Below are 20,184 nucleotides of genomic sequence, written 5' to 3' on the forward strand. Positions count from 1 at the left end.
ACCGGGTCACGGCCGTTGTCGTTCTTACACAGGGGAGGAATGACGTGAGGATTGAACGTCGGTTTACGCGGAAGGGCCAGAGTCCTTACGAAGGGATCACGTTCGTGAAGCGGTCGTCGGAGATTCGCAATCCGAACGGCTCGCTCGTGTTCAAGCTCGAGAACATCGACGTGCCCGAGCAGTGGTCGCAGCTCGCGATCGATATCCTGGCTCAGAAATACTTCCGGAAGGCCGGCATTCCTCAAGTCGGTCCCGACGGCGCACCGCTCGTCGGCCCGGACGGGAAGCCGGTCCTGGGCGGCGAGCACGATGCCCGTCAGGTGTTCCATCGCTTGGCCGGATGCTGGACGCACTGGGGCAAGACGCACGGCTACTTCAGCACCGAGGACGATGCGCACGCCTTCTACGACGAAATGTGCCACATGCTCGCGCGGCAGATGGCGGCCCCCAACTCGCCGCAGTGGTTCAACACCGGCCTCCACTATGCCTATGGGCTCTCGGGCCCCGCGCAAGGGCACTACTACGTGGACCCGCAGACGCGGGAGACGGTCAAGGCGACGAACGCCTTCGAGCACCCGCAACCGCACGCGTGCCAGCCGTACCATGCCTTGATCTCGACGCCCGAGGGACCCTGGGCGATCGGGGACATCGTCACACGAGGGATGGTCGGCCTGGAGGTGTACGATGGCCGGCACGACGGCACGGGGACGACCCGGGTCGTCGCGGTGAAGGCGAACGGGGAGAAGCCGGTCTTCCGCGTCCGATTGAAAAACGGCACCTGCGTCGAGGCGACGGGCGATCATGTCGTCTATGCGCTCGAGGCACGCCGGTCGCGCGGCGTCTGGCGACGGGTCGATGCGCTGGCCCCCGGGATGCGCATGATCCTCTCGACCGGCACGTCCGTCCGTAAACCATCCGATGCCCGCGCCATCGATGAAGCGGGCCTCGTGGGCTGGTTGCAGGGGGACGGCTTCGTCGGCCAAGACGAGACGGGGACCAATCGAAGCCTGACGATGGAATTCATGACGATCGACAAGGACGAGCTGAGCTTCGTACTCGACCGCGTGCAGCGTGTGTTCCCCGGCGTGCACTACCACGTCCGGACCGTGGAAACCCTGGCGCCGGGGCTCGATATCCGTCGCATTCGGCTCTACGGCGAGCCGCTCAGGGCCTTCGTCGAAAAATATGATCTGCTCCCGGCGACGGCGGAGCTTGCCGTCCCGGCGGCGATCCGCACCGCAGGGGACCGGGCGCAAGCGGCCTACCTCGCCGCGCTCTTTCAGGCCGATGGGACCGTGCGGCTTCGCGTCCGCCGTTCACGTGCCGCGGACGTCGTCTTGACGACGGTCTCCGAGCCGCTCGCGGCGGGCGTGCAGGCGTTGTTGCTGAACCTGGGGATCTATACCCGCGTTCAGCGCGGCGTCGAAACCCGCGAAAACCGCCGGACGCCGTTTTTTGTGTCGATCGGCTATGCGGACGCCCGCCGCCGCTTTCAGGAGTTGATCGGGTTCATCTCCGAAGACAAGCGGCGCAAGCTGGAGACCGCCTGCTCGGAACAGTTCCCCGGGAAGCAGATGCCGGCACTGCGGGAAGAAACGATCGTGCGGATCGAAGCGGCCGGTGTGCAGCCGGTGTTCGATATCCAGACGGAGAGCGGGCAATACCTCTCGAACAACGTCGTCGTCCACAACTGCTTCATCCAGGCCGTCGAAGACGACCTCGTCAACGAGGGCGGGATCATGGACCTCTGGACCCGCGAGGCGCGCCTGTTCAAGTACGGCTCGGGCACCGGCACGAACTTCTCCAAGCTCCGGGGCGAGGGCGAGCCGCTGTCCGGCGGAGGGAAGTCGTCGGGGCTCATGTCGTTCCTGCGGATCGGCGATCGGGCGGCGGGGGCCATCAAGTCCGGCGGGACGACCCGGCGCGCCGCCAAGATGGTCTGCCTCGATCTGGATCACCCCGACGTCGAAGAGTTCATCGAGTGGAAGGTGATCGAGGAGCAGAAGGTGGCGGCGATGGTCACCGGCTCGAAGATCGCCGCGCAGCGGTTGAACGCGGTCCTGAAGGCGTGCCACGTGCCGGACGGCCGGGGCGGGACGACTCTGGACCTCGATCCCCAACGCAATCAGACGTTGAAGCAGGCGATCCGGGACGCGCGCCAGTCGGCCGTGCCGGAGGCCTACATCCAGCGGATGTTCAGCTATGCCCAGCAAGGGTTCACGCACTTCGTCTTCCACGAATACGACACCAACTGGGACGGCAAGGCGTACCAGACGGTCTCCGGCCAGAACTCGAACAACAGCGTGCGCATCCCGAACGAGTTCTTCGAGGCGCTCGAAAAGGACGGGGAGTGGCCGCTCAAGCGCCGGGTGGACGGCAAGGTCGTCAAGACGGTCAAGGCGCGCGAGCTGTGGGACAAGATCGCGTGGGCGGCGTGGATCTGCGCCGACCCCGGGACCCAGTACGACACGACGATCAACGAGTGGCACACCTGCCCGGAGGACGGCCGGATCAACGCCTCCAACCCCTGCGTCACGGGCGAGACGCCGGTGGCGACGGCGGAGGGCTGGCAGCGGATCGACCAACTGGTCGGCAAGACGGCCCGCATCATCGGCGCCGACGGGCAGCCCCATCTGGTCACGAAGATTTTTCCGACCGGCCGGAAACCGATCGTTCGCCTCACGACGCAATCCGGCTATCAGCTCCGGATCACCGAAGACCACCGGGTGCTCACCGTCGACCGCGGAGACGTGGCGGTGAAGGAGTTGACGGGCCACGACCGGGTGTTCCTGGAAGGCCCGGGCTTCGGCCGCCGCACGCTGCCCGCCGCGTGTGCCTTCGGCATCGGCGTGGCGATGGGGGACCGCTGCTTCAGCCGGACCATCCTGCGGGAGAACCACGAAGAGATCCTGATGCTCGTCATGCCGGTCAAGGAGTCGGGGCTCCTCGCGCTCGTCGCCGAAGGCGTCGCGACCCAGAAGGCCGCCTTCGCCGCCGTGGGCTCGGGCGGGTCGTCGGGGTCGATCGCGCTCTCCGGCGGTCCGCAGGTTGCCCGGGGCGTCACGACCGCGCGGCTCTCGGTCGAGTCCCGCCCCGTGGTCGATCTCTTTCATCGGCTCATGATCATCGAGGACGGGTTGGAGCAGAAACGGTTTGCACCGGCCGTGTTCGAGCTGGACAAGCCGGCGCTGGCCGCCCTGCTCCGCGGGTTGTTCACCGCCGATGCGAGCGTCACCACCGAGGGCGAGCCCCGGGTGGTGCTGCGGTCCTGCTCGAAGGCGCTGATCCAGCAGGTCCAACTCCTGCTCCTGTCGTTCGGCATCAAGTCGACGATCCAGAAGGATCGCCGGGAAGAAGGCGCGATCTTCATCGACGACGGGACGGTCCAGTCCGTGGACGTCCACGAGGCCTACGCGCTTCATCTCGCGGATGCGTCCCGGGTCCTGTTCGAGCGCGAGATCGGCTTCCATTCCGACGCGCCGCAGGCCTCGGACCTCGCGCAGGCCAATGCGGAGGCCGCCTGCCTCCGTGACGAGATGACGGACTGGATCGGCTCGATCGAGCCGGCCGGCGAGGAGGACGTCTTCGACCTCACGGAGGACGCGACGCAGCACTTCGTCGCCGCCGGCGTGGTCGTCCACAACTGTTCCGAGTACATGTTTCTGGACGATACGGCGTGTCTGGCAGGAGATGTGAGAATCGCGACGAGAGATGGACTGATCCCGGTGTCGGAGATCTATCGCAGGCAGCAGGAGGGCGAGGTCGTCTTCATCAAGACGGAACTGGCCTCGGAAGCAGCCGATCACCGTCAGTTGGCCTATAGACCGGCGGTCGTCGTCAAGACGGGGCGCAAGCGTGTCTATCGCATCAAGCTCTCAACGGGACAGGAGCTGAGGTTGACCGATGATCACAAGGTCCTGACCGAGGAAGGCTGGAAAGAGGTCCGCAAGCTGATCATCAACGAAGACGCCATCGAGATGCAACAGGAGTCCGCCCCGTTGGATTTCGGAGCGTGTGACGCATCCAGGATGGAGCTATCCTTGTTGCTCGGTTGGCTCGTTGGGGACGGTGTGTTCACAGAAGAGTCAGGCGCTCACCTGGTATTCGGGCCGGACGATACGTACGCCAACGAACGCATGACGGAAGCCTTCAAGAAACTGCACAAGGAGCGTTCCGGGTCGGTGCGGGACATCAATGGGTCCGTGCAATCCAACGGCGTCAGCCAGATCGGCACCACCGCGAAGGACGTCCTCGACTATCTCAAAAGCCTCGGCCTGAAACCCGCGACCGCCGTCCACAAGCGCGTGCCGGAATCGATCTTCACGGCGCCCAAGGTCGCTCAAGCCGCCTTCATTGGCGCGCTCTTCAGCGCCGACGGCTGTGTCGATGTCAAGGATACCAACGAGACCTCCTGGCTGTCGGTTCATCTTGCCTCCAGTTCTCGTGAGCTGCTGAGGGATGTGCAGGTCTTGCTCGCCGATTTTGGAATACGTTCCTATATCGGCTGGTACCATCCTGCGAGCCGGAAGAACGCACAAGGGCAGCTTCGCATCTACGGCTATCAAGCCTATAAGTTTTGCCACCTCATCGGCTTCCCCCTGTCGCCGCGAAAAGCGAAAGAAGCGATGAGCGTCGCCGAGAAGAAGTGGCAAGGGAACGTGAACGAAGGGCGGCGGGCGAGAGTCGTCGACATCATCGAGGAGGGGATCGAGGAGGTGTATGACGTCTCCGAGCCCGTGACTCACTCGCTCATCGCGGAAGGGCTCATCGTTCACAACTGTAACCTCGCCTCGCTCAACCTTGGGCAGTTCTACACCGCGGACGGCCGCTTCAATCTGGACGACTTCCGTCATGCCGTCCGACTCTGGACGATCGTGCTGGAGATCAGCGTGCTGATGGCCTCGTTCCCCAGCCGGGCGATCGCCGAGAAGAGCTTCATCTTCCGCACGCTCGGTCTGGGCTATGCGAACCTCGGGACGATCCTGATGCGCCTGGGGATCCCTTACGATTCTCCCAAGGCGCTCGCCATCTGCGGCGCGATCACCGCGGTGATGACCGGCGAGGCCTATGCGACCTCGGCGGAGATGGCGGCCGAGCTGGGGCCGTTCGAGGGGTACGTGCGGAACCGCGAGTCCATGCTGCGGGTGATCCGGAACCACCGGCGGGCCGCCTACCATGCGCCCTCGTCCGAGTACGAAGGGCTGACGATCAAGCCGAACGGCATCCAGGCGGAGCATTGCCCGCCGGACCTGCTGCTCGCCGCGCGCCGGGCCTGGGACCGCGCGCTCGAGCTCGGCATGGCCTATGGCTACCGAAACGCGCAGGTCACGGTCATCGCCCCCACCGGCACGATCGGGCTCGTCATGGATTGCGACACCACGGGGATCGAGCCCGACTTCTCGCTCGTGAAGTTCAAGAAGCTCGCGGGCGGCGGCTATTTCAAGATCATCAACCAGAGCTTGCCGCCGGCGCTCAAGACGCTGGGATACAGCGACGCGCAGATCCAGGAGATCGTGAGCTACTGCAGCGGGCGCCGCACGCTCAAGGGGGCGCCGTTCATCAACCATGAGACGCTGGAGGCCAAGGGCTTCGACGCCAACGCCCTGGAGCGGCTGGAGAACGCGCTGGGACAGGCGTTCGAGATCCAGTTCGCGTTCAACCGGTTCACGTTGGGGGAGGAGTTCTGCCGCGAGAAGCTGGGGTTCACGGATGCGCAGCTGAGCGATCCGGCGTTCAACCTGCTCAAGAGCCTCGGCTTCACGCAGGAGGAGATCCTCGCGGCCAACGACTACTGCTGCGGGACGATGACGATCGAAGGCGCGCCGCACCTGAAGGCGGAGCACCTCCCGATCTTCGATTGCGCCAATCGCTGCGGCCGGACCGGGCAGCGCTTCATCCCCGTCGAGGCGCACATCCGCATGATGGCGGCCGCGCAGCCGTTCATCAGCGGCGCGATCAGCAAGACGATCAACATGCCGGCGGACGCGACGCTGCAGGATGTCAAAGACGCCTATCTGCTCGCCTGGCACAGCATGATCAAGGCCGTTGCGCTCTATCGCGACGGATCCAAGCTCAGCCAGCCGCTGAACGCCTCCAGCGATTCCGGCGAAGCGGCGGAGCCGCAGAGCGCCGAGATCATGCAGGTCGCCGAAAAGATCACCGAACGCGTCATGGTCCGCTATCTCGCCAAACGACGGCCCTTGCCGACCCGCCGGGCCGGATACACGCAAAAGGCGATCGTCGGCGGGCACAAGATCTACCTGCGGACGGGCGAGTACACCGACGGCACGCTCGGCGAGATCTTCCTCGACATGCACAAGGAAGGGGCGGCGTTCCGGAGCTTGATGAACTGTTTTGCGATCGCGATCTCGTTGGGGCTCCAGCACGGCGTCCCGCTCGAGGAGTACGTCGAAGCGTTCGTGTTCACGCGGTTCGAGCCGAACGGCCCGGTGAAGATGAACGATCGCATCAAGATGTCGACCTCGATCATCGACTACATCTTCCGGGAGCTCGCGATCACGTACCTGGGTCGCTACGACCTCGCGCAGGTCCAGGAGGACGACCTGCGCATGGATTCGGTCAAGAAGGACGACCAGGACCCGGAGTGCGTCGAGAGCGAGCCGGCCGATCCGCAGAGCCTGTCGATCAGCACCGAGTTCTTCCCGGCGCGCCGGCAGAACGGCGTCAAGAACGGCAACGGCAGCGTCTCCCACAAGGTCGAGCTCAAGCGCGAGACGGTGACCTATACGGCCACCGCCATCCAGACGGCCCGCCTGAAGGGCTACGAAGGAGACCCGTGCCTGGAGTGCAAGCAGTTCACCCTGGTGCGCAACGGGACCTGCTTGAAATGCGAGACCTGCGGGGCGACCAGCGGGTGCTCGTGAGGACGCCAGTTGCGTGACCTCGCCGGTAGGAGGCGAAACCCAGCTGCAATGGGCCCAGCTTGGAGGGATGCAACGGTGCCACAGACGCGATCGATACCGACCGTCGAGACACGGGAGACGATTCGTCAGCTCGGGAAGCAGGCGATCCATGATCATGTGATCCGATCGCTCGTCCCCTTGTGGCGAAGCGGGCGGGGGTGTGAAATCGACAGCAATCCCGGGACGGAGATGAATCACTGGGTGGGCGCGCCCGGGATCGTCCCGGATCTGATCGGCTGGGTACCGGAGCCTGGCGGCAAGCGCGTGCTGTGGACCGCCGAAGTCGAGACCGAGGACACGGTCACGCTCCGCAAGGCCGACCAGTGGCGGCAGTACGCCGAGCTCGGGCTCCCGCTCCATCTCGTCGTTCCGGTCGGGTTTCGCGATCTGGCCATGCTGATCGCGCGATCGACCGGCATCCCGCTCGCGGGAGTCTACGGATACGCGTTTCTCGATGGGCAGCTCACGCTCTTCTCGGCCGCGGATACCGTTTCGAAGAATGCGAGCTAGTCCAAGTGCTCATCCCAGGCTCGGTTGATGCCTGGTTCCTGGTGCGGCTCCCACCGACCGCTTTCCTAATTGAGACGGCATACTTTTCCTGCCCGGCGTGCCGTCAATATCGTCCGGTCACCCTTCTTTACCTCAGGCGACCTCGAATCTCTCCTCCATCGCGCCGCCCGTCCGGTCGTACCCCGCGGAGCCGATTCTTGATCCGGCATCATTGCGATGAGCAAGAGTCGGCGACTCCGGTGGTATGATAGGGCTCGTGGACTCAAGCGGCCGGTCGTGAGACCGTCGCCGGGTCCGATGTGGGATACCGACTCCGTGAGCACAAAAGTCGATCAACGATCCGTCGAGCGGGCCTGGCACGCGCGCGGCTTCTCGTGCGGCCTCTGGGTCGATCCCCCCGGGCAGGAGTGGGTGGACTACGTCCATTCGGTCGATGAGCTGGTGATGCCGGTGGAGGGTGAGATCGAGCTCGAGCTGGAGGGGCGGGTCGTGCGGTCGGCGATCGGCGAAGAAGTCTTGATCCCTGCCCACGTGACGCACACCGTCCGCAATGTCGGCGGCACGACGGCCCGATGGCTGTACGGCTATCAGCGAGCGGGCTCGTGAACCGTCGGGATGCGGCGATCGCCGCGCTCCTCGCGCTCCTGGGCCTGGTTGTCTGGCTGTCGGCGTCGCTGCTGAGCGGCCAACGCGAAGCCTGGGACAGTCCCTACTTCGCGAACCTCGGCGTGCCGATCCTTGCCTTCGCGGCGGCCGGCGCGGGATTTCTCCGGCCGGCCCGTCCTTGGCTCTGGAGCGTTTGCCCCGTCCTGTTGCAGCCCGTCGCCTTGTATTGGGGGCATCCTCCGTTGGAGGGTGAATTCGGTCCCTTGGGCCTGCTGGTCTTCCTCATCTACGCGTTGGTCTTCTTCGCGTCCGCCAAGGTCGGCGAGTGGCTGCGGCGCCACATTCTCGCCTAACTTTCTTGCGGCCCCGTGAGGCTCAGCTCTCTTCGCAGCGCGGCTTGAACGAGGCCTCCGAGAGGAGGCCCTGGTCGTCCAGCTCCTGCATGATCAACCGGGCGGCCGCGAACAGATCCTGCTGCTCTTCTTTCGACACCCAAAATTTGGTGTTGATGCGGGCCACCCGCCTGGCGAAGTCCGGATCCTGCGGCGTGTCAGCGACATAGGAGAGATGCCGGAGCGCGATGTGGCGGACTTCGCATTGGCATTCGACCGCCCCGGCCACGGACACCCGCCCGCGCGTGGCCCGATCCTGCTCGGTCACCGGGATGCCCAGGCGCGAGAGGACGGACCGGCGGGACTCGAGCAGCATCGCGTCCATCGAATCGAGGGCATTGGTGTTGATGAGGAAATCGATCGCGCGGCGGCTGGACTGGCGGCTGTTGAGCTCCGGTCGCTCGCTGGCCGGCGTCGCGTCGATCACGAAGACGACGCAGCCCTTTGGAAACAGCGCGGGCAACGGCTCCTGCACGAGGGAGCGGTTGAGATATTCGAGCACGGCCTGGACGCCCAGGTTTTCGATCGGGCCGCCGTCGTAGAGGTGAACGTATTGGGTGGGGTCGTGATAATTCTCGAGCGTCACATCGTCGAACACGCCCGGAAACGCGGAGGAGGCGTTCACGGCATTGGCGACCGGATACGTGGCGAGCACCGACCGGAGGGCCGCGAAGCGGTCGTCGGTGAACGTGAAGCGCGTATGGTCGTTGTGCACGGTCGCGTTCAGCAGGATCTTCGGATGCGGGCCCAGGTCGCGATAGAGCGCCTTGTGGGTCAGGTGCTTGTTGAAGACCTGCACCATGATGTCGCTGCGCGTGAAGTCGGTGAGCCAGTAGCGGAAGACATTGTGCGGCCAGAGCCAGCGCCAGAGCCAATTGCCTTGAAAATCAAAGCCCATGACCTCGCTTACGGCCTCTTCCGTGAACGGCCCGGCCTTGTCGCCCAACCCGTAGTACACGGCCGGCAGCGTGCCTCCCGACACGCCCGAGATCACATCCACCTGCTCCAAGAGCCCTCGGCGCTGAAGCTCCAGCATCGCGGCCGCCCCGAAATTCGCCGCACGGCTGCCGCCGCCCGAAATGGCGAGGCCGATGAAGCGCTGGTCCCGGCGCTCGGCGTCCGTCACCGTCCATGATCCGGCCGTATCGGGCATCGACGCGTCCGGCGGATGTTGCTGGTTCCAGCCGGGCCGCCAGTGCCCGGGCAGGATGCCGCATCCCGATGCGGTGAGCGATGCCAGCACGATGAGCCCCAGCAGAAGCCTGTGCGAGCGCGGGGTGCAGAACACGTGGGCCGGTCGTCTCATGAATCCTCCTCGTCTGATGAGGCGGTCAGAATAGAGACGACCGGGCGATCAGTCAATCGATCGTGGAGGGAAGGAACGGCGGCACCGGACCCGGGTCCGGTGCCGACTTCAGAACCGCACGCCGAAGGTCAGGCCGGGCATGACATGCGCGTCTTTACCGTGGCCGGTATCGATGTCGGTAAAGTTGAGCAGGAAGTTGGCGGTCAGGGCCAAGGAGTCCGTGATCGCGTAATCGAGCCCCGCCCCCAACGGGATCAGCCAGGAGGTATCCGAGTCCAGCCGGTCGGCATGGAGGAAACCGATGCCGGCCTGCAGCACGAGCTTCATCCGGTTTCCCGTGTCCGGGATGTCGATCCAGTACTTGCCTTGCCCGGACAGGCCGAACTGCGTCAGAGATCCCGTCAGCGCCACCTGGACGAGCGGGCCGATCGAAAAGTAGCGGTTCAGAAAATTATCGGCATGCGCGTTCAGCGCGAAGGCGGTGCCGCTCGGGGTCGCCCCCAGGAATCCGATGCCGCCGCCCGCCGACCATTGACCGGGTGTCGGGTTCGTGATCCCCTGCGACCACCCGGTGCCAGGGAGCGCGGCGATCAGCAGGACCGCCAGCAGGATCGGTCGTCTGAAGGCCCGGTGCACGTGTGTCATGGTAGCCTCCGTCATAGGGTGACTTGGATCAGGGCCGGGCGGGCAGGGGGCTCATCCGCCCGATTGTCGGGTTCGAGTAGGATCTCGATCTCGATCCGATGGCCGACGATCATCTGGTCCAGCTCACTCTGGGTGGCCACCGGGATGGTGATGAGCCTCCCGGCATCCGTGCGGACTCGGACCAGCCTCGCCCGCCGATCGACGGCCTCAATCGTACCGGTCACCAACGTCAAGCCGCCTTGCAGGGGAAGGGCCGAGTCGACCGGCTGGGAGACGGACTCCTTCGGCGCGGACTGAAGCGAACTGATGAATCCGATGCCGAGTAGGGCCAAGAAGGCGACCACCGGTGATTTCATAGCGCCCCCGTGGGGCTGTGCTCCAAGCAAAGACGGGACCCTGGGGAGACGGCTGAAGAACGAGGCAGCGAGAGGCTGAATGGCCGGGTGCCGGAACCAGAAAGCCGGTACAACGAAGGGTTACGCGCGGCCCTCTGGTCGTCCGCCATGGGGCACGGGGCCAGGCCGGGGGCTGAATCGGCGCACCTTGTCCGACGTTGCGGACAACCCGTCCAGCCAGCTACGTAGCGGGTCAGAGGCCGAAGAGATTCTTCAGGCGCTCGATCATCCCCGGGCTGTGCACCTCGCAGAAGACGGTGGGTTCCGTCCCTTCGATGAACACCTCTTCGGCCGTCACGGGACAGGCCGATGTCCCGAGTTGTCCGGTCTCCGGGTCGATCGTGCGTGTCGTGATCCCAGAGGGCATCGGAAACTCGACGGTCGCGTTCGGGACCGCCTTCTTGAAAAAGTCCACCCAGATCGGGAGCGCCGCCTGGGCGCCGCTGAGCTTCAGCGTCGTGCCTTCATCGAACCCGACCCAGACGCCGACGACCAGATCGGGCGTGTAGCCGACAAACCAGGCGTCGCGATGGTCGTCGGTCGTGCCGGTTTTCCCGGCCACGGGGACACTGAGACCCAACGTCCGAGCGGACGCGGCCGTCCCATGCTCCACCACGCCTTTGAGGAGCGTGGTCACGAGATAGGCGGCGGGAGGCGAGAAGGCGGGGGCGCCATCCGCGCCTCTCTCCGAGTCGCGGTCCCGGCGAACCTCGCCGACGGGTTCGATTTCGGCCTTCACGGCGAGGGGCGGTACGAACGACCCGCCACGTGCCAGCGCGGCATACGCGCCCGCGATCTCGAGCAGCGACACCTCCGAGGTGCCCAACGCCAGCGAGAGGTGTTCATCGAGCGGTCCCTGGATCCCCACCTTCCTGAGCGTGTCGATGAGCTCCGGCACACCGACCGCCTGCGCCACCCGCACGGCGGGCACGTTCAGCGACTGCTCCAGGGCCGCGCGCACGGTCACCCGCCCATGGAACTGGCGGTCGTAGTTTTGCGGCGCCCATGCCCCGTCGCCCTGGGGGAAGCTGATCGGCGCATCGTCGACGAGCGTGGCCGGGGTGATGACGGCCTCGTTCACTCGCAACCCCCGCTCGAAGGCGGTGAGGTACACGAACGGCTTGAACAGCGAGCCGGCCTGCCGCTTCGCCTGGACGGCGTGGTTGAACTGGCTGGTGCGATAATCGCGCCCGCCGACCATGGCGAGGATCGCCCCGGTCTTCGGATCGAGGGCGACGAGCGCGGCTTGGAGACGATCCTGGGCCGTCTTGAGGGATTTGTGCTTGGCTTCCAGCCGGGCGAGCCCGGCACCCACCGCGTCTTCGGCCAGGCGCTGAAGCTCCAGGTCGAGCGTGGTGAAGACGCGCAGGCCGGGGCCGGCGACGTCGGTGACGTCGCTCACCTGCGAGAGCACGTAATCGAGGAAATAGGGCGCGTCGGTGAGCCCGTGTTGCAGCGTGGCGGTGCGAATCGGGGTGGAGACCGCCGCGTGATATTGCTTCTCCGTCACCTTGCCCTCCTGCTTCAGGCGCAGGAGCACGAGGTCGCGGCGGTGCTTCGCTCCCTTGGGATTCCGGACGGGCGCGTAGGTGTTCGGTCCTTTGATCAGGCCCGCCAGCAGCGCCGCCTCCGGGACCGTCAACTGCTGGAGCGGCTTGCCGAAATAGTAGTGGGCGGCTTCCCCGACCCCGTAGATTGCTATCGAGCCCGACTGCCCCAGGTAGATCTCGTTCAGGTAGCTCTCCAGAATCTCCTGCTTGGAGTACTTCATTTCGAGGATCACCGCGGCCAACGCTTCCTTCAGCTTGCGGACGAACGTGCGCTGCTGCGTGTAGTAGAGGTTCTTGGCCAGTTGCTGGGTGATCGTGCTGCCGCCTTGGACGACGGCGCCGCCCTTGATGTTGTACCAGGCCGCCCGGGCGATCCCGAGCGGATCGATCCCGACGTGGTGAAAGAAGCGGTGGTCTTCTATGGCGAGGACGGCATCGATGACCGGAGCGGGGATCGCGGACAGGGGAATCCAGTCACGAACTTGGCGGGACGCCTCGACCAAACCGCCGATGAGCTGAGGCTCCAGGGCGAGCGGCCCCGCGTCCTGCTCACCCGGCAGCGAGAGAATGCGGGCGAGGCGGTGATCCTCGATGGCGAGGCGGACCGGCCGGCCGCGGACGAAGCCCTCGGGATAGGTGAAGTCGCGCGGATAGAGATCGATCCACGAGGCGCCGACCCGGTATTCTCCGGGCGCCTGGAGCGTTCGTGAGACGGCGCGGTAGCCGAGGTGGTTGAGCCGCTCCTGCAACGGGCCCTTGTCCAGCGCCATGCCCGGGGTCAGCCGGTAGGCGGCGCTGTAGATTTTCAGGGACTGACGATCTTCACCGCGCGGTAGCGTCAGCGTGGCGTACAGAGCGAGCCCATAGACCAGGACGGCGCCGACGAGCAGCAGGGCGAACCGGATGCGCCATCGACGTCGCCGCCCGGAGCGCCTCATCGCGCGCCTGCTCCCCGGGCGGGACGACCGGCAGCCTCTGTACTAGCTGCGATCATTGTGATAGGAAGAAACTACAAACGCAGGGTCTATAGCATAAGGAGAGGAGGCTATGCCAACGACCACGCAACTCGTGATCACCGAGCAAAGCAAACCCGGGGTGCTCGCGCGCGTGGCCTCGGTCCTCGGCGCAGCGGGGGTGAACATCAAGGCCTTTTCGGCGTCCGAAGGATTGGGCACTGCGAAGATCCGGCGAGGGACGCTGCGGTTCGTCGTCGCGGACCTCGAGCGGGCGCGGATCGCGCTGAAAGCCCAGAAGATCAAATTCAAGGAGGAGCCGGCGCTGGTCCTGAGCTTGGAGAACAAGCCCGGCGCCTTGAGCGAAGTCGCGAAACACCTGAAGGACGCGCGGATCAACATCACCAGCGGGTACTATACTCCGTCGCGTGAAGGGGGCAAAGCGATCGTCGTGTTGACGGTCTCGAATACGAAGAAGGCGATGGAGATCCTCCGCGAAGAATCGCTCGATCGGTTTTGACCGTCGGTGGTCCGCCGTACCCTTCTCGCCGGTGTGCCGTCCCGTTTCCTCCCGGCCGCTGTCTTGATCCTCGCCGCCCTCGGTGCCTGTGCCCCGCTCGCCCCGCGCGGCGAGCGACCCCCGGGGTATCCCCTCGGCTATCACGAACAGGGATTCGCGTCCTGGTACGGCCCCGGCTTCCACGGGAATCGAACGGCGAGCGGGGAAGTCTTCGACATGCGCGCGTTGACCGCCGCCCATCGGACCTTGCCGTTCGGGGCCGTCGTCCGGGTGCGTTCGCTGACGAGCGGGCGCACGGTGCTCGTGCGGATCAACGATCGCGGGCCGTTCGCGCGCGGCCGCATTCTCGATGTCTCGCAGGCCGCCGCCCGCGCGCTCGGCATGCTGGGGGAGGGGACGCACCGGGTCGACCTCCGCGTCGTGCGCTACGAGGGCGACGGACGGGATCCCGGGGCGCTGTGGGTGCAAGTCGCGTCCTTCGGGGATGAGACCCGGGCGCGCGTGCTGGCGGCCGAATTGGGAAACCGCTATGGAGGGGCCCGCATCGTGACCGCCGAGCTGCCCGAGGGGCGCCGGTATCGCGTGCAGGTCGGCCGTTTCGCTTCGCAAGAGGCGGCCCAGGCGGCGGCGGACCGGATCGAACGCGAGTGGGGGATGGAACCGCTCGTCGTTCGCTAATGCGATCATAAGTCGTCGATTGACAATGCGTTTTTCCTGCTCTTCTTGCCTCGACCCGACCCGGTGTGGTACTAATTACGAGCCATGGATGACCCTGGGCCTATACGACCCGCGGCCGCACCCCCGATCGTTGTTCTGCTCTTGACTGGATCGTTCCCGGGACCCCGCGGACCCCGGTTCCGTTCTCTCGTCTCGCCGCAGTTTCTCCAAGCAGACCTTTATTAATGGACTTTCTGATTCTCTCCAGCCTCATTGTGCTTTCGGCTGTCATTTCTGCCGCCGAGATCGGCTTCTTTTCGGTCAACGAAATGCGCCTGCGGGCGCTCGCGGAGGCGGGCGGAAAACGTGCGGCGATGGTGCTGCATCTGAGGCAGAATCCCCAACGGCTCCTGTCGATCATCATGATCGGGGACCGCCTGGTGGACACCGGGGCCGCGTCGTTCGCCACCATCATCGTGCTGCGCCTGTTCGGCTCCGAGGCGCTGGCCGCCGTCATCGGGCTGCTCACCTTCATCCTGCTCATCTTCGGCGACATCGTCCCGAAAACCCTGGCCGCGAAACATGCGTTGGCGGTGGTCCTGGCGCTCGCCTATCCCGTGTACGGGATCCAGCAGATCATGAAGCCGGTGCTGTTGGTGCTGGAGCCGGTCATCAACGCCTTGACCGGCGGCAAGGGCGTGGCCGTTCCGTTCGTCTCCGAAGAAGAAGTGAAGATCATGCTCGATGAAGGCGGCAAGGCCGGGATGATCGAGAGCGAGGAAGTGAAGATGATCAAGAACGTCTTTCAGCTCAACGACATCACGGCGGAAGACGCGATGACGCCGCGGATTTACGTCTTTGCGCTCGACGGCGGCCAGCGGTTGAAAGACGCGCAGGAGCAACTCTTCAAGTCGAAGTTCTCACGCATTCCCGTGTACGAAGGCACCCTCGACAACATCACGGGCATCCTGTACAGGGACAAGGCGCTGATCGAGTTGGCGAAAGGCCGATGCGACGCCCGACTCAAGGAGCTGGCCACCCCGGCCCTGTTCGTCCCGAGCACCAAGCCCGCCGACGATCTCATGAAGCAGTTCCAGCGCGAGAAGCGTCACATGGCGATCGTCGTCAACGAGTTCGGCGGGGTCATGGGGCTGGTGACGCTGGAAGACCTGCTCGAAGAGGTCGTGGGCGAGATCATGGACGAGACGGACATTTCCGAGGAGCTCATCAAGCGCATCGGGAAGAATCAGATCCTCGTTCACGGGCGGACCGAGGTGCGCCGCATCAACGATTTCCTCAAAGTCAATCTCGGCGACGAGCCGATCACGATCAGCGGGCTCATTCAAGAGCAGTTGGGAAGGATTCCCACCGTCGGCGAGGAAGTGCAGGTCGGGAATTGCCGCTTGATCGTGCACGAGGCGGATCACAAATCGATCAAGAGCGTGCAAATCGTCAAGGAAGAGAAGGCCACCGCGCACGACTCAGCCGGCGTCGGAACGCCGGGCTGAGGCCAGCCGTTTCGCTTCGTACATCCGCTTGTCGGCCACCCGCAGGAGCTCGGCGGCCGAGGTCACCGGCGGGAACCCCGGCACGGTGGCCGCCCCCAGACTGAGCGACATGGGAATGTCGCCGTCCGCGGTTCCCAACCGCAGCCCGCGCAAGACGTCGGTCAGCTTTTCCGCCACCTGGAGGCTCTGCTCCATGTCGGTCCGGGGCAGCAGCGCCGCGAACTCATCCCCACCCACGCGCGCGATCAAGTCGCTCTCGCGCAGATTCGCCTTCAACGTGGTGGCCACCTGCTGGAGCGCCCGGTCGCCGGCTTCGTGTCCGTAATCGTCGTTGATGGCCTTGAACGCATCCACGTCCATGATGATCACGGTGAAGGCCTCACCGCTCCGCTGGAACTGCTGCCACTCCCGGGTCAGCGCCTCATCGAAGAATCGACGGTTGTACAGACCGGTCAGCGGGTCGCGGATCGCCATCTGGTCCAGCTCTCGGTTCTTCGCCCGCAACTCCTTGAGGTCCTGCTCCCGCTCCTTCTGCGCGAGCCTCTCCGTCGTCACGTCCTGCATGGCGATATGGATGCCCCGGACGGTGCCGTCGTCGGCGAGGTCGGGGAGCAGGTGCGACAGCAGAAACCGTATCGCGTCGGGGTCGCCCGGGTCGGGAACCGCCTCTTCGAAATTCTGATGGGGCTTTCCGGTCTTGAAGACCTGTTCGACCACGGGCTTCAGCCGCATCCAACGCTCGGGGGACAGGACCGCGGAGAGCGACCGGCCCACCTGTTCGTCGATCGGCCGGCCTTGAACCTGCGCCATCGATTGGCTGATCCGCTCGATCGTGAGATCCGGCGTCACGTACATGAGGCCGAACGGAATCGTCCGGTAGAGGGAATCGAGCCGTGCGCGGGCCCGCTCCGTCTCCGCCAGACTCCGCGCCAGGATGTCCTCGGACCGCTTCGAGCTCGTGACGTCCGTGTGGCTGATGACCGCACCGCCCTGCGCGCGCTGCAGGGGGACCGCGGTGAGGAGGAACCGACGGGCCTCCCTTCCCGGGGCCGTCGTGTATTCCAGGGAGAAGGACGGGGCGGTGCCGGCCAAGACGCTGCGAATCCCCGCGATCGCCTCGGCCGCCCGTTCGCCATACCCTCTCGCCGAATCGCGGCAGGCCTCGCAATAGTTCACCAGTCCGCCGCCGGTCGTTGGAAACGCCTCCCCGCCTTCGCGCGCGTAGTGCTCCCACGCCGTGTTGACCGCCAGCAGAAAGCCCTCTTTGTCCAGGAGGGCCGCGTGTGCGGGGATCGAGTTCAACGTGGCGCGGTTGAGCAGCTCGCTTTCCTGGAGCGCCTCGGTCAGCCGGGAAAAGCTTTCGGTCAGCGTGGCGATTTCATCGGACGGCGCCCCGGTGTCGCCCGCGTGAGCGGCGGGGACGGCGCGCATCGTTTCCGCCAGGACGTGCAACGGCTGGATGACCCCGATTCGGATGGCGATCCAGAACATCAGGAGCAGGGCGACGATCGTGATGCCGTTCAGGACGAGCAGGTAGGAGAGGTTCGTCCGGATCAACCGGTCGAGGACCGACAGATCGAGGCCCATCAGCACCGCGCCTTGCACGCCGACGACGGCCCCCGCGTCCTCGCTGCGCGGCTTGATGGGGGCCAGGAGAAAGCGGATCCGGCCGGTCTCCTTCGTCTCCACCCAACTGATGTCCTCCTTGTCGTGCTCGAGGGCTTGGCGGAGCGCGTCGAGGTGGAGCGCCAGGTGGGTGCCCACGCCTTGGCCTTTGGAGTCCGCGATGATCACGCCGTGGGCATCGACCACGGTGAGGGACTTGATCCCGGGAACGGAGAGCATCTGCGTGACGGCGTGCGTCAGCGCCGCGCGGTCCTCGGCCTGCAGCAACGGCTGGAAGGCGAAGGCCACGAGCCGACTCGACTCCACGGCCTTCGCTTCCCATTCGGAGGCAAGCGTGCGGCTGGTGATTCGATATTGCGTGATCGTGACGAGGGCGCTGCAGACGACGAGGCCTGTTGCGAGCGCCAGAATGGTCTTTGTCTGGAGTGGGATCTTGCGGACGCGCGCGGCGTTCATGCGTGGGTGGAGCCCTACGAAGAAACCGGAGTCAGACCAGGCTAACTGTCCCACCGGGGAAACTGCTTGTCAAGACTCTTCCAGCAGGCTCAGGAACTCCTCCTCGGAGAGGATGCGGACGCCGAGCCGCTTCGCATCCTCGGCTTTCGACCCTGGATCGGTCCCGACCACCACGTAGTCGGTCTGTTTGCTGACGCTGGAGGCCACGCGCGCCCCCCGCTGTTCCACCCGGTGCTTGGCCTCGCTCCGGGTCATGCGCTCCAGCGCCCCCGTAAACACGAACGTCTTGCCCGCGAGCGCGCCCCCTCGTTCCTCACGGCCGGAGGGAGGAAGGATCGCCACGCCCAGCGCCAGGAGTCGTTCGATGACCGCCCGGTTATGGGGCTCGCCGAAGAAGGAGACGAGGCTCGAGGCGATTTCCGGGCCGATCTCATGGACGCTCTCGAACGTCTCCCGGTCCGCCTTCATGATCGCCTCGAGCGTGAGGAACCGGCGGGCCAGCACGCGGGCGATGTGTTCGCCCACCTGACGGATGCCGAGGCCGTAGAGAAATCGTTCGAGCGGGACCCGCTTGCTTCGGTGGAGCGCCTCCATGAACAGGGTGGCCGACCGGTCGGCAAAACCGTCGAGCGACAGCACCTGCTCCTTCGTGAGCGCAAACAGATCCGACAGGTTCTTGACCAGGCCGGTGTCGACCAGTTGGGCCGCGGTCTTCCTCCCGAGCCCCACGATGTTCAGCGCGTTCTTGGAGGCCAAGTGCTCGAGCGCGCCCTTCAACTGGGCCGGGCAAGCGGCTTGCGCCGGGCAATAGTAGTAGGCACCCTCACGGGCGACGGCCGAGCCGCAGACGGGACAGTGAGCGGGCATGCGGAAGGGCTCGCCGCGGGGCTGGCCGGCGGTCACGATGCGCTCCGTGATCGCCGGGATGACGTCTCCGGCCCGCTCCACGCGCACGGTATCGCCGACGCGGACGTCCTTGCGGGCGATCTCGTCGGCATTGTGCAGGGTCGCGCGGCTGATCGTCACGCCCCCGACGTCGACGGGCTTGAGCAGCGCGACGGGGGTGAGCGTGCCGGTCCGTCCGACCGAGACCACGATGTCCTGGACTTGGGTGATCTCCTTGCGAGCCGGGAACTTGAAGGCGATCGCCCACCTCGGACTGCGGGACCGTTCGCCGAGCAGGGCCTGCCACTCCCGCCGGTCCACCTTCACGACGACGCCGTCGATCTCGAACGGCAAGCGCTCCCGGACCGCTTCGAGCTCGCGGTGAAACGCGATCACCTCGTCGATCGAGGCGCATCGGCGGCGGTGCTCGGGGACGGGGAGGCCCCACTGCGCCAGCGTGTCGAGCTCCTCCCAATGGGTCTGAGGCGGCGTCCCCGATTGCGCCATGACCTCGTAGCACGCGACGACGAGCGGGCGCTCGGCGGTGATACGGGGGTCCAACTGCCGGAGCGACCCCGAGGCGGCGTTTCGCGGGTTGGCGAACGCCTCCTCCCCGCGCTCCGTGATGCGCCGATTCAGCGCTTGGAAGTCGTCCAGGCGCATGTAGACTTCGCCCCGGACCACGAGGTGCGCCGGCGGACGGCCGTCGCCGTGCAGGTGGAGCGGGAGCGAGCGCACCGTCTTGAGATTCACCGTCACGTCCTCCCCCATGAAGCCGTCGCCCCGGGTGGCGCCCCGCGTGAAGCGGCCGTGCTCGTAGACCAGCTCGACGGACAGGCCGTCGAATTTCGGCTCGACGGTGTAGTCGATCGCCGCCTCCGCCATGTCCCGATCGAGCTCGCGTCCGAGCTCGCGGCGGACGCGTTTGTCGAAGGCCCGGACGTCGTCCGGGTTCGCGATCGAGTCGAGGCTGAGCATCGGTCGCTCGTGAGCCACCTTCTTGAGCTCCGAGACCGGGGCGCCGCCGATGCGCTGCGTGGGGGAATCAGGGGTGATGAGGTCGGGGTGCGCGGCTTCGAGCGCTTCGAGCTCGCGAAACAGCCGGTCGTATTCCGCATCGGAAATCTCCGGCCGGCTCTTTACGTAATAGAGGTGGTCGTGACGCCGGATTTCGCGCCGAAGGGCGTCGATGCGCGCTCGTGCCTCGTGTGGCGATTCAGGAGCAGGAAGGCTCATGGGTGAAGACGCCGGC

Annotated in this window: 13 protein-coding genes; 7 read left to right on the forward strand and 6 right to left on the reverse strand. The window is 65.7% G+C overall.

Going from position 1 to position 20,184, the window contains the following annotated elements; genetic code table 11:
• Positions 1-44: 44 nt before the first annotated feature.
• From ACWHYV_RS09755 to ACWHYV_RS09770, 4 genes are all read left to right on the forward strand, one after another.
• Positions 45-6,884: an LAGLIDADG family homing endonuclease gene (locus tag ACWHYV_RS09755; protein ID WP_447980444.1), complete on the forward strand. Its 6,840-nt coding sequence runs from the start codon at positions 45-47 to the stop codon at positions 6,882-6,884.
• 75 nt (positions 6,885-6,959) lie between these two features.
• On the forward strand, positions 6,960-7,433 hold the full coding sequence (locus ACWHYV_RS09760) for a hypothetical protein (RefSeq protein WP_447980445.1): 474 nt from the start codon (positions 6,960-6,962) through the stop codon (positions 7,431-7,433).
• A gap of 315 nt (positions 7,434-7,748) precedes the next feature.
• A complete protein-coding gene (locus ACWHYV_RS09765; RefSeq protein WP_447980446.1) occupies positions 7,749-8,039 on the forward strand; it encodes a cupin domain-containing protein in 291 nt (96 codons plus the stop codon).
• On the forward strand, positions 8,036-8,392 hold the full coding sequence (locus ACWHYV_RS09770) for a hypothetical protein (protein WP_447980447.1): 357 nt from the start codon (positions 8,036-8,038) through the stop codon (positions 8,390-8,392). The genes ACWHYV_RS09765 and ACWHYV_RS09770 overlap by 4 nt, the downstream gene beginning before the upstream one ends.
• Before the next feature lie 22 nt (positions 8,393-8,414).
• Here ACWHYV_RS09770 and ACWHYV_RS09775 read toward each other — a convergent pair whose 3' ends face one another.
• The 4 genes from ACWHYV_RS09775 to ACWHYV_RS09790 all read right to left on the reverse strand — a co-directional run bounded on the left by ACWHYV_RS09775 (position 8,415) and on the right by ACWHYV_RS09790 (position 13,265).
• Positions 8,415-9,737, reverse strand: coding sequence for a patatin-like phospholipase family protein (locus ACWHYV_RS09775; RefSeq protein ID WP_447980448.1), 1,323 nt, complete (start codon positions 9,735-9,737; stop codon positions 8,415-8,417).
• 108 nt (positions 9,738-9,845) lie between these two features.
• On the reverse strand, positions 9,846-10,382 hold the full coding sequence (locus ACWHYV_RS09780) for a hypothetical protein (RefSeq protein WP_447980449.1): 537 nt from the start codon (positions 10,380-10,382) through the stop codon (positions 9,846-9,848).
• Between the two features lie 11 nt (positions 10,383-10,393).
• A complete protein-coding gene (locus ACWHYV_RS09785) occupies positions 10,394-10,738 on the reverse strand; it encodes a hypothetical protein (protein ID WP_447980450.1) in 345 nt (114 codons plus the stop codon).
• A 232-nt stretch (positions 10,739-10,970) separates the two neighbouring features.
• The gene (locus ACWHYV_RS09790) at positions 10,971-13,265 is read right to left on the reverse strand and encodes a PBP1A family penicillin-binding protein (RefSeq protein ID WP_447980451.1); all 2,295 of its coding nucleotides are present in this window, start codon (positions 13,263-13,265) and stop codon (positions 10,971-10,973) included.
• A gap of 109 nt (positions 13,266-13,374) precedes the next feature.
• On the opposite strand from ACWHYV_RS09790, the gene ACWHYV_RS09795 reads away from it, so the two are divergent.
• The 3 genes from ACWHYV_RS09795 to ACWHYV_RS09805 all read left to right on the forward strand — a co-directional run bounded on the left by ACWHYV_RS09795 (position 13,375) and on the right by ACWHYV_RS09805 (position 15,965).
• Positions 13,375-13,800, forward strand: a complete 426-nt coding sequence (locus ACWHYV_RS09795) for an ACT domain-containing protein (protein ID WP_447980452.1) — start codon at positions 13,375-13,377, stop codon at positions 13,798-13,800.
• A gap of 6 nt (positions 13,801-13,806) precedes the next feature.
• Positions 13,807-14,478: a septal ring lytic transglycosylase RlpA family protein gene (locus ACWHYV_RS09800; RefSeq protein ID WP_447980453.1), complete on the forward strand. Its 672-nt coding sequence runs from the start codon at positions 13,807-13,809 to the stop codon at positions 14,476-14,478.
• Positions 14,479-14,702: 224 nt separating this feature from the next.
• Positions 14,703-15,965: a hemolysin family protein gene (locus ACWHYV_RS09805; protein WP_447980454.1), complete on the forward strand. Its 1,263-nt coding sequence runs from the start codon at positions 14,703-14,705 to the stop codon at positions 15,963-15,965.
• Here the strand turns inward: ACWHYV_RS09805 and ACWHYV_RS09810 are convergent.
• On the reverse strand, positions 15,939-18,047 hold the full coding sequence (locus ACWHYV_RS09810) for a sensor domain-containing diguanylate cyclase (protein ID WP_447980455.1): 2,109 nt from the start codon (positions 18,045-18,047) through the stop codon (positions 15,939-15,941). The two genes, ACWHYV_RS09805 and ACWHYV_RS09810, sit on opposite strands and share 27 nt — an antisense overlap.
• A gap of 69 nt (positions 18,048-18,116) precedes the next feature.
• The gene (gene ligA / locus ACWHYV_RS09815; RefSeq protein WP_447980456.1) at positions 18,117-20,168 is read right to left on the reverse strand and encodes an NAD-dependent DNA ligase LigA; all 2,052 of its coding nucleotides are present in this window, start codon (positions 20,166-20,168) and stop codon (positions 18,117-18,119) included.
• Positions 20,169-20,184: the final 16 nt, after the last annotated feature.

This window comes from Candidatus Nitrospira bockiana (genome assembly GCF_965152565.1).

What these genes read in the sequence shown, in the direction of transcription:
- ACWHYV_RS09805 (WP_447980454.1), top strand. Translation starts at nt 14,703, where the DNA reads ATGGACTTTCTGATTCTCTCCAGCCTCATTGTGCTTTCGGCTGTCATT.
- ACWHYV_RS09810 (WP_447980455.1), bottom strand. Translation starts at nt 18,047, where the DNA reads ATGAACGCCGCGCGCGTCCGCAAGATCCCACTCCAGACAAAGACCATT.
- ligA (WP_447980456.1), bottom strand. Translation starts at nt 20,168, where the DNA reads ATGAGCCTTCCTGCTCCTGAATCGCCACACGAGGCACGAGCGCGCATC.
- ACWHYV_RS09785 (WP_447980450.1), bottom strand. Translation starts at nt 10,738, where the DNA reads ATGAAATCACCGGTGGTCGCCTTCTTGGCCCTACTCGGCATCGGATTC.
- ACWHYV_RS09795 (WP_447980452.1), top strand. Translation starts at nt 13,375, where the DNA reads ATGCCAACGACCACGCAACTCGTGATCACCGAGCAAAGCAAACCCGGG.
- ACWHYV_RS09790 (WP_447980451.1), bottom strand. Translation starts at nt 13,265, where the DNA reads ATGAGGCGCTCCGGGCGGCGACGTCGATGGCGCATCCGGTTCGCCCTG.
- ACWHYV_RS09775 (WP_447980448.1), bottom strand. Translation starts at nt 9,737, where the DNA reads ATGAGACGACCGGCCCACGTGTTCTGCACCCCGCGCTCGCACAGGCTT.
- ACWHYV_RS09780 (WP_447980449.1), bottom strand. Translation starts at nt 10,382, where the DNA reads ATGACACACGTGCACCGGGCCTTCAGACGACCGATCCTGCTGGCGGTC.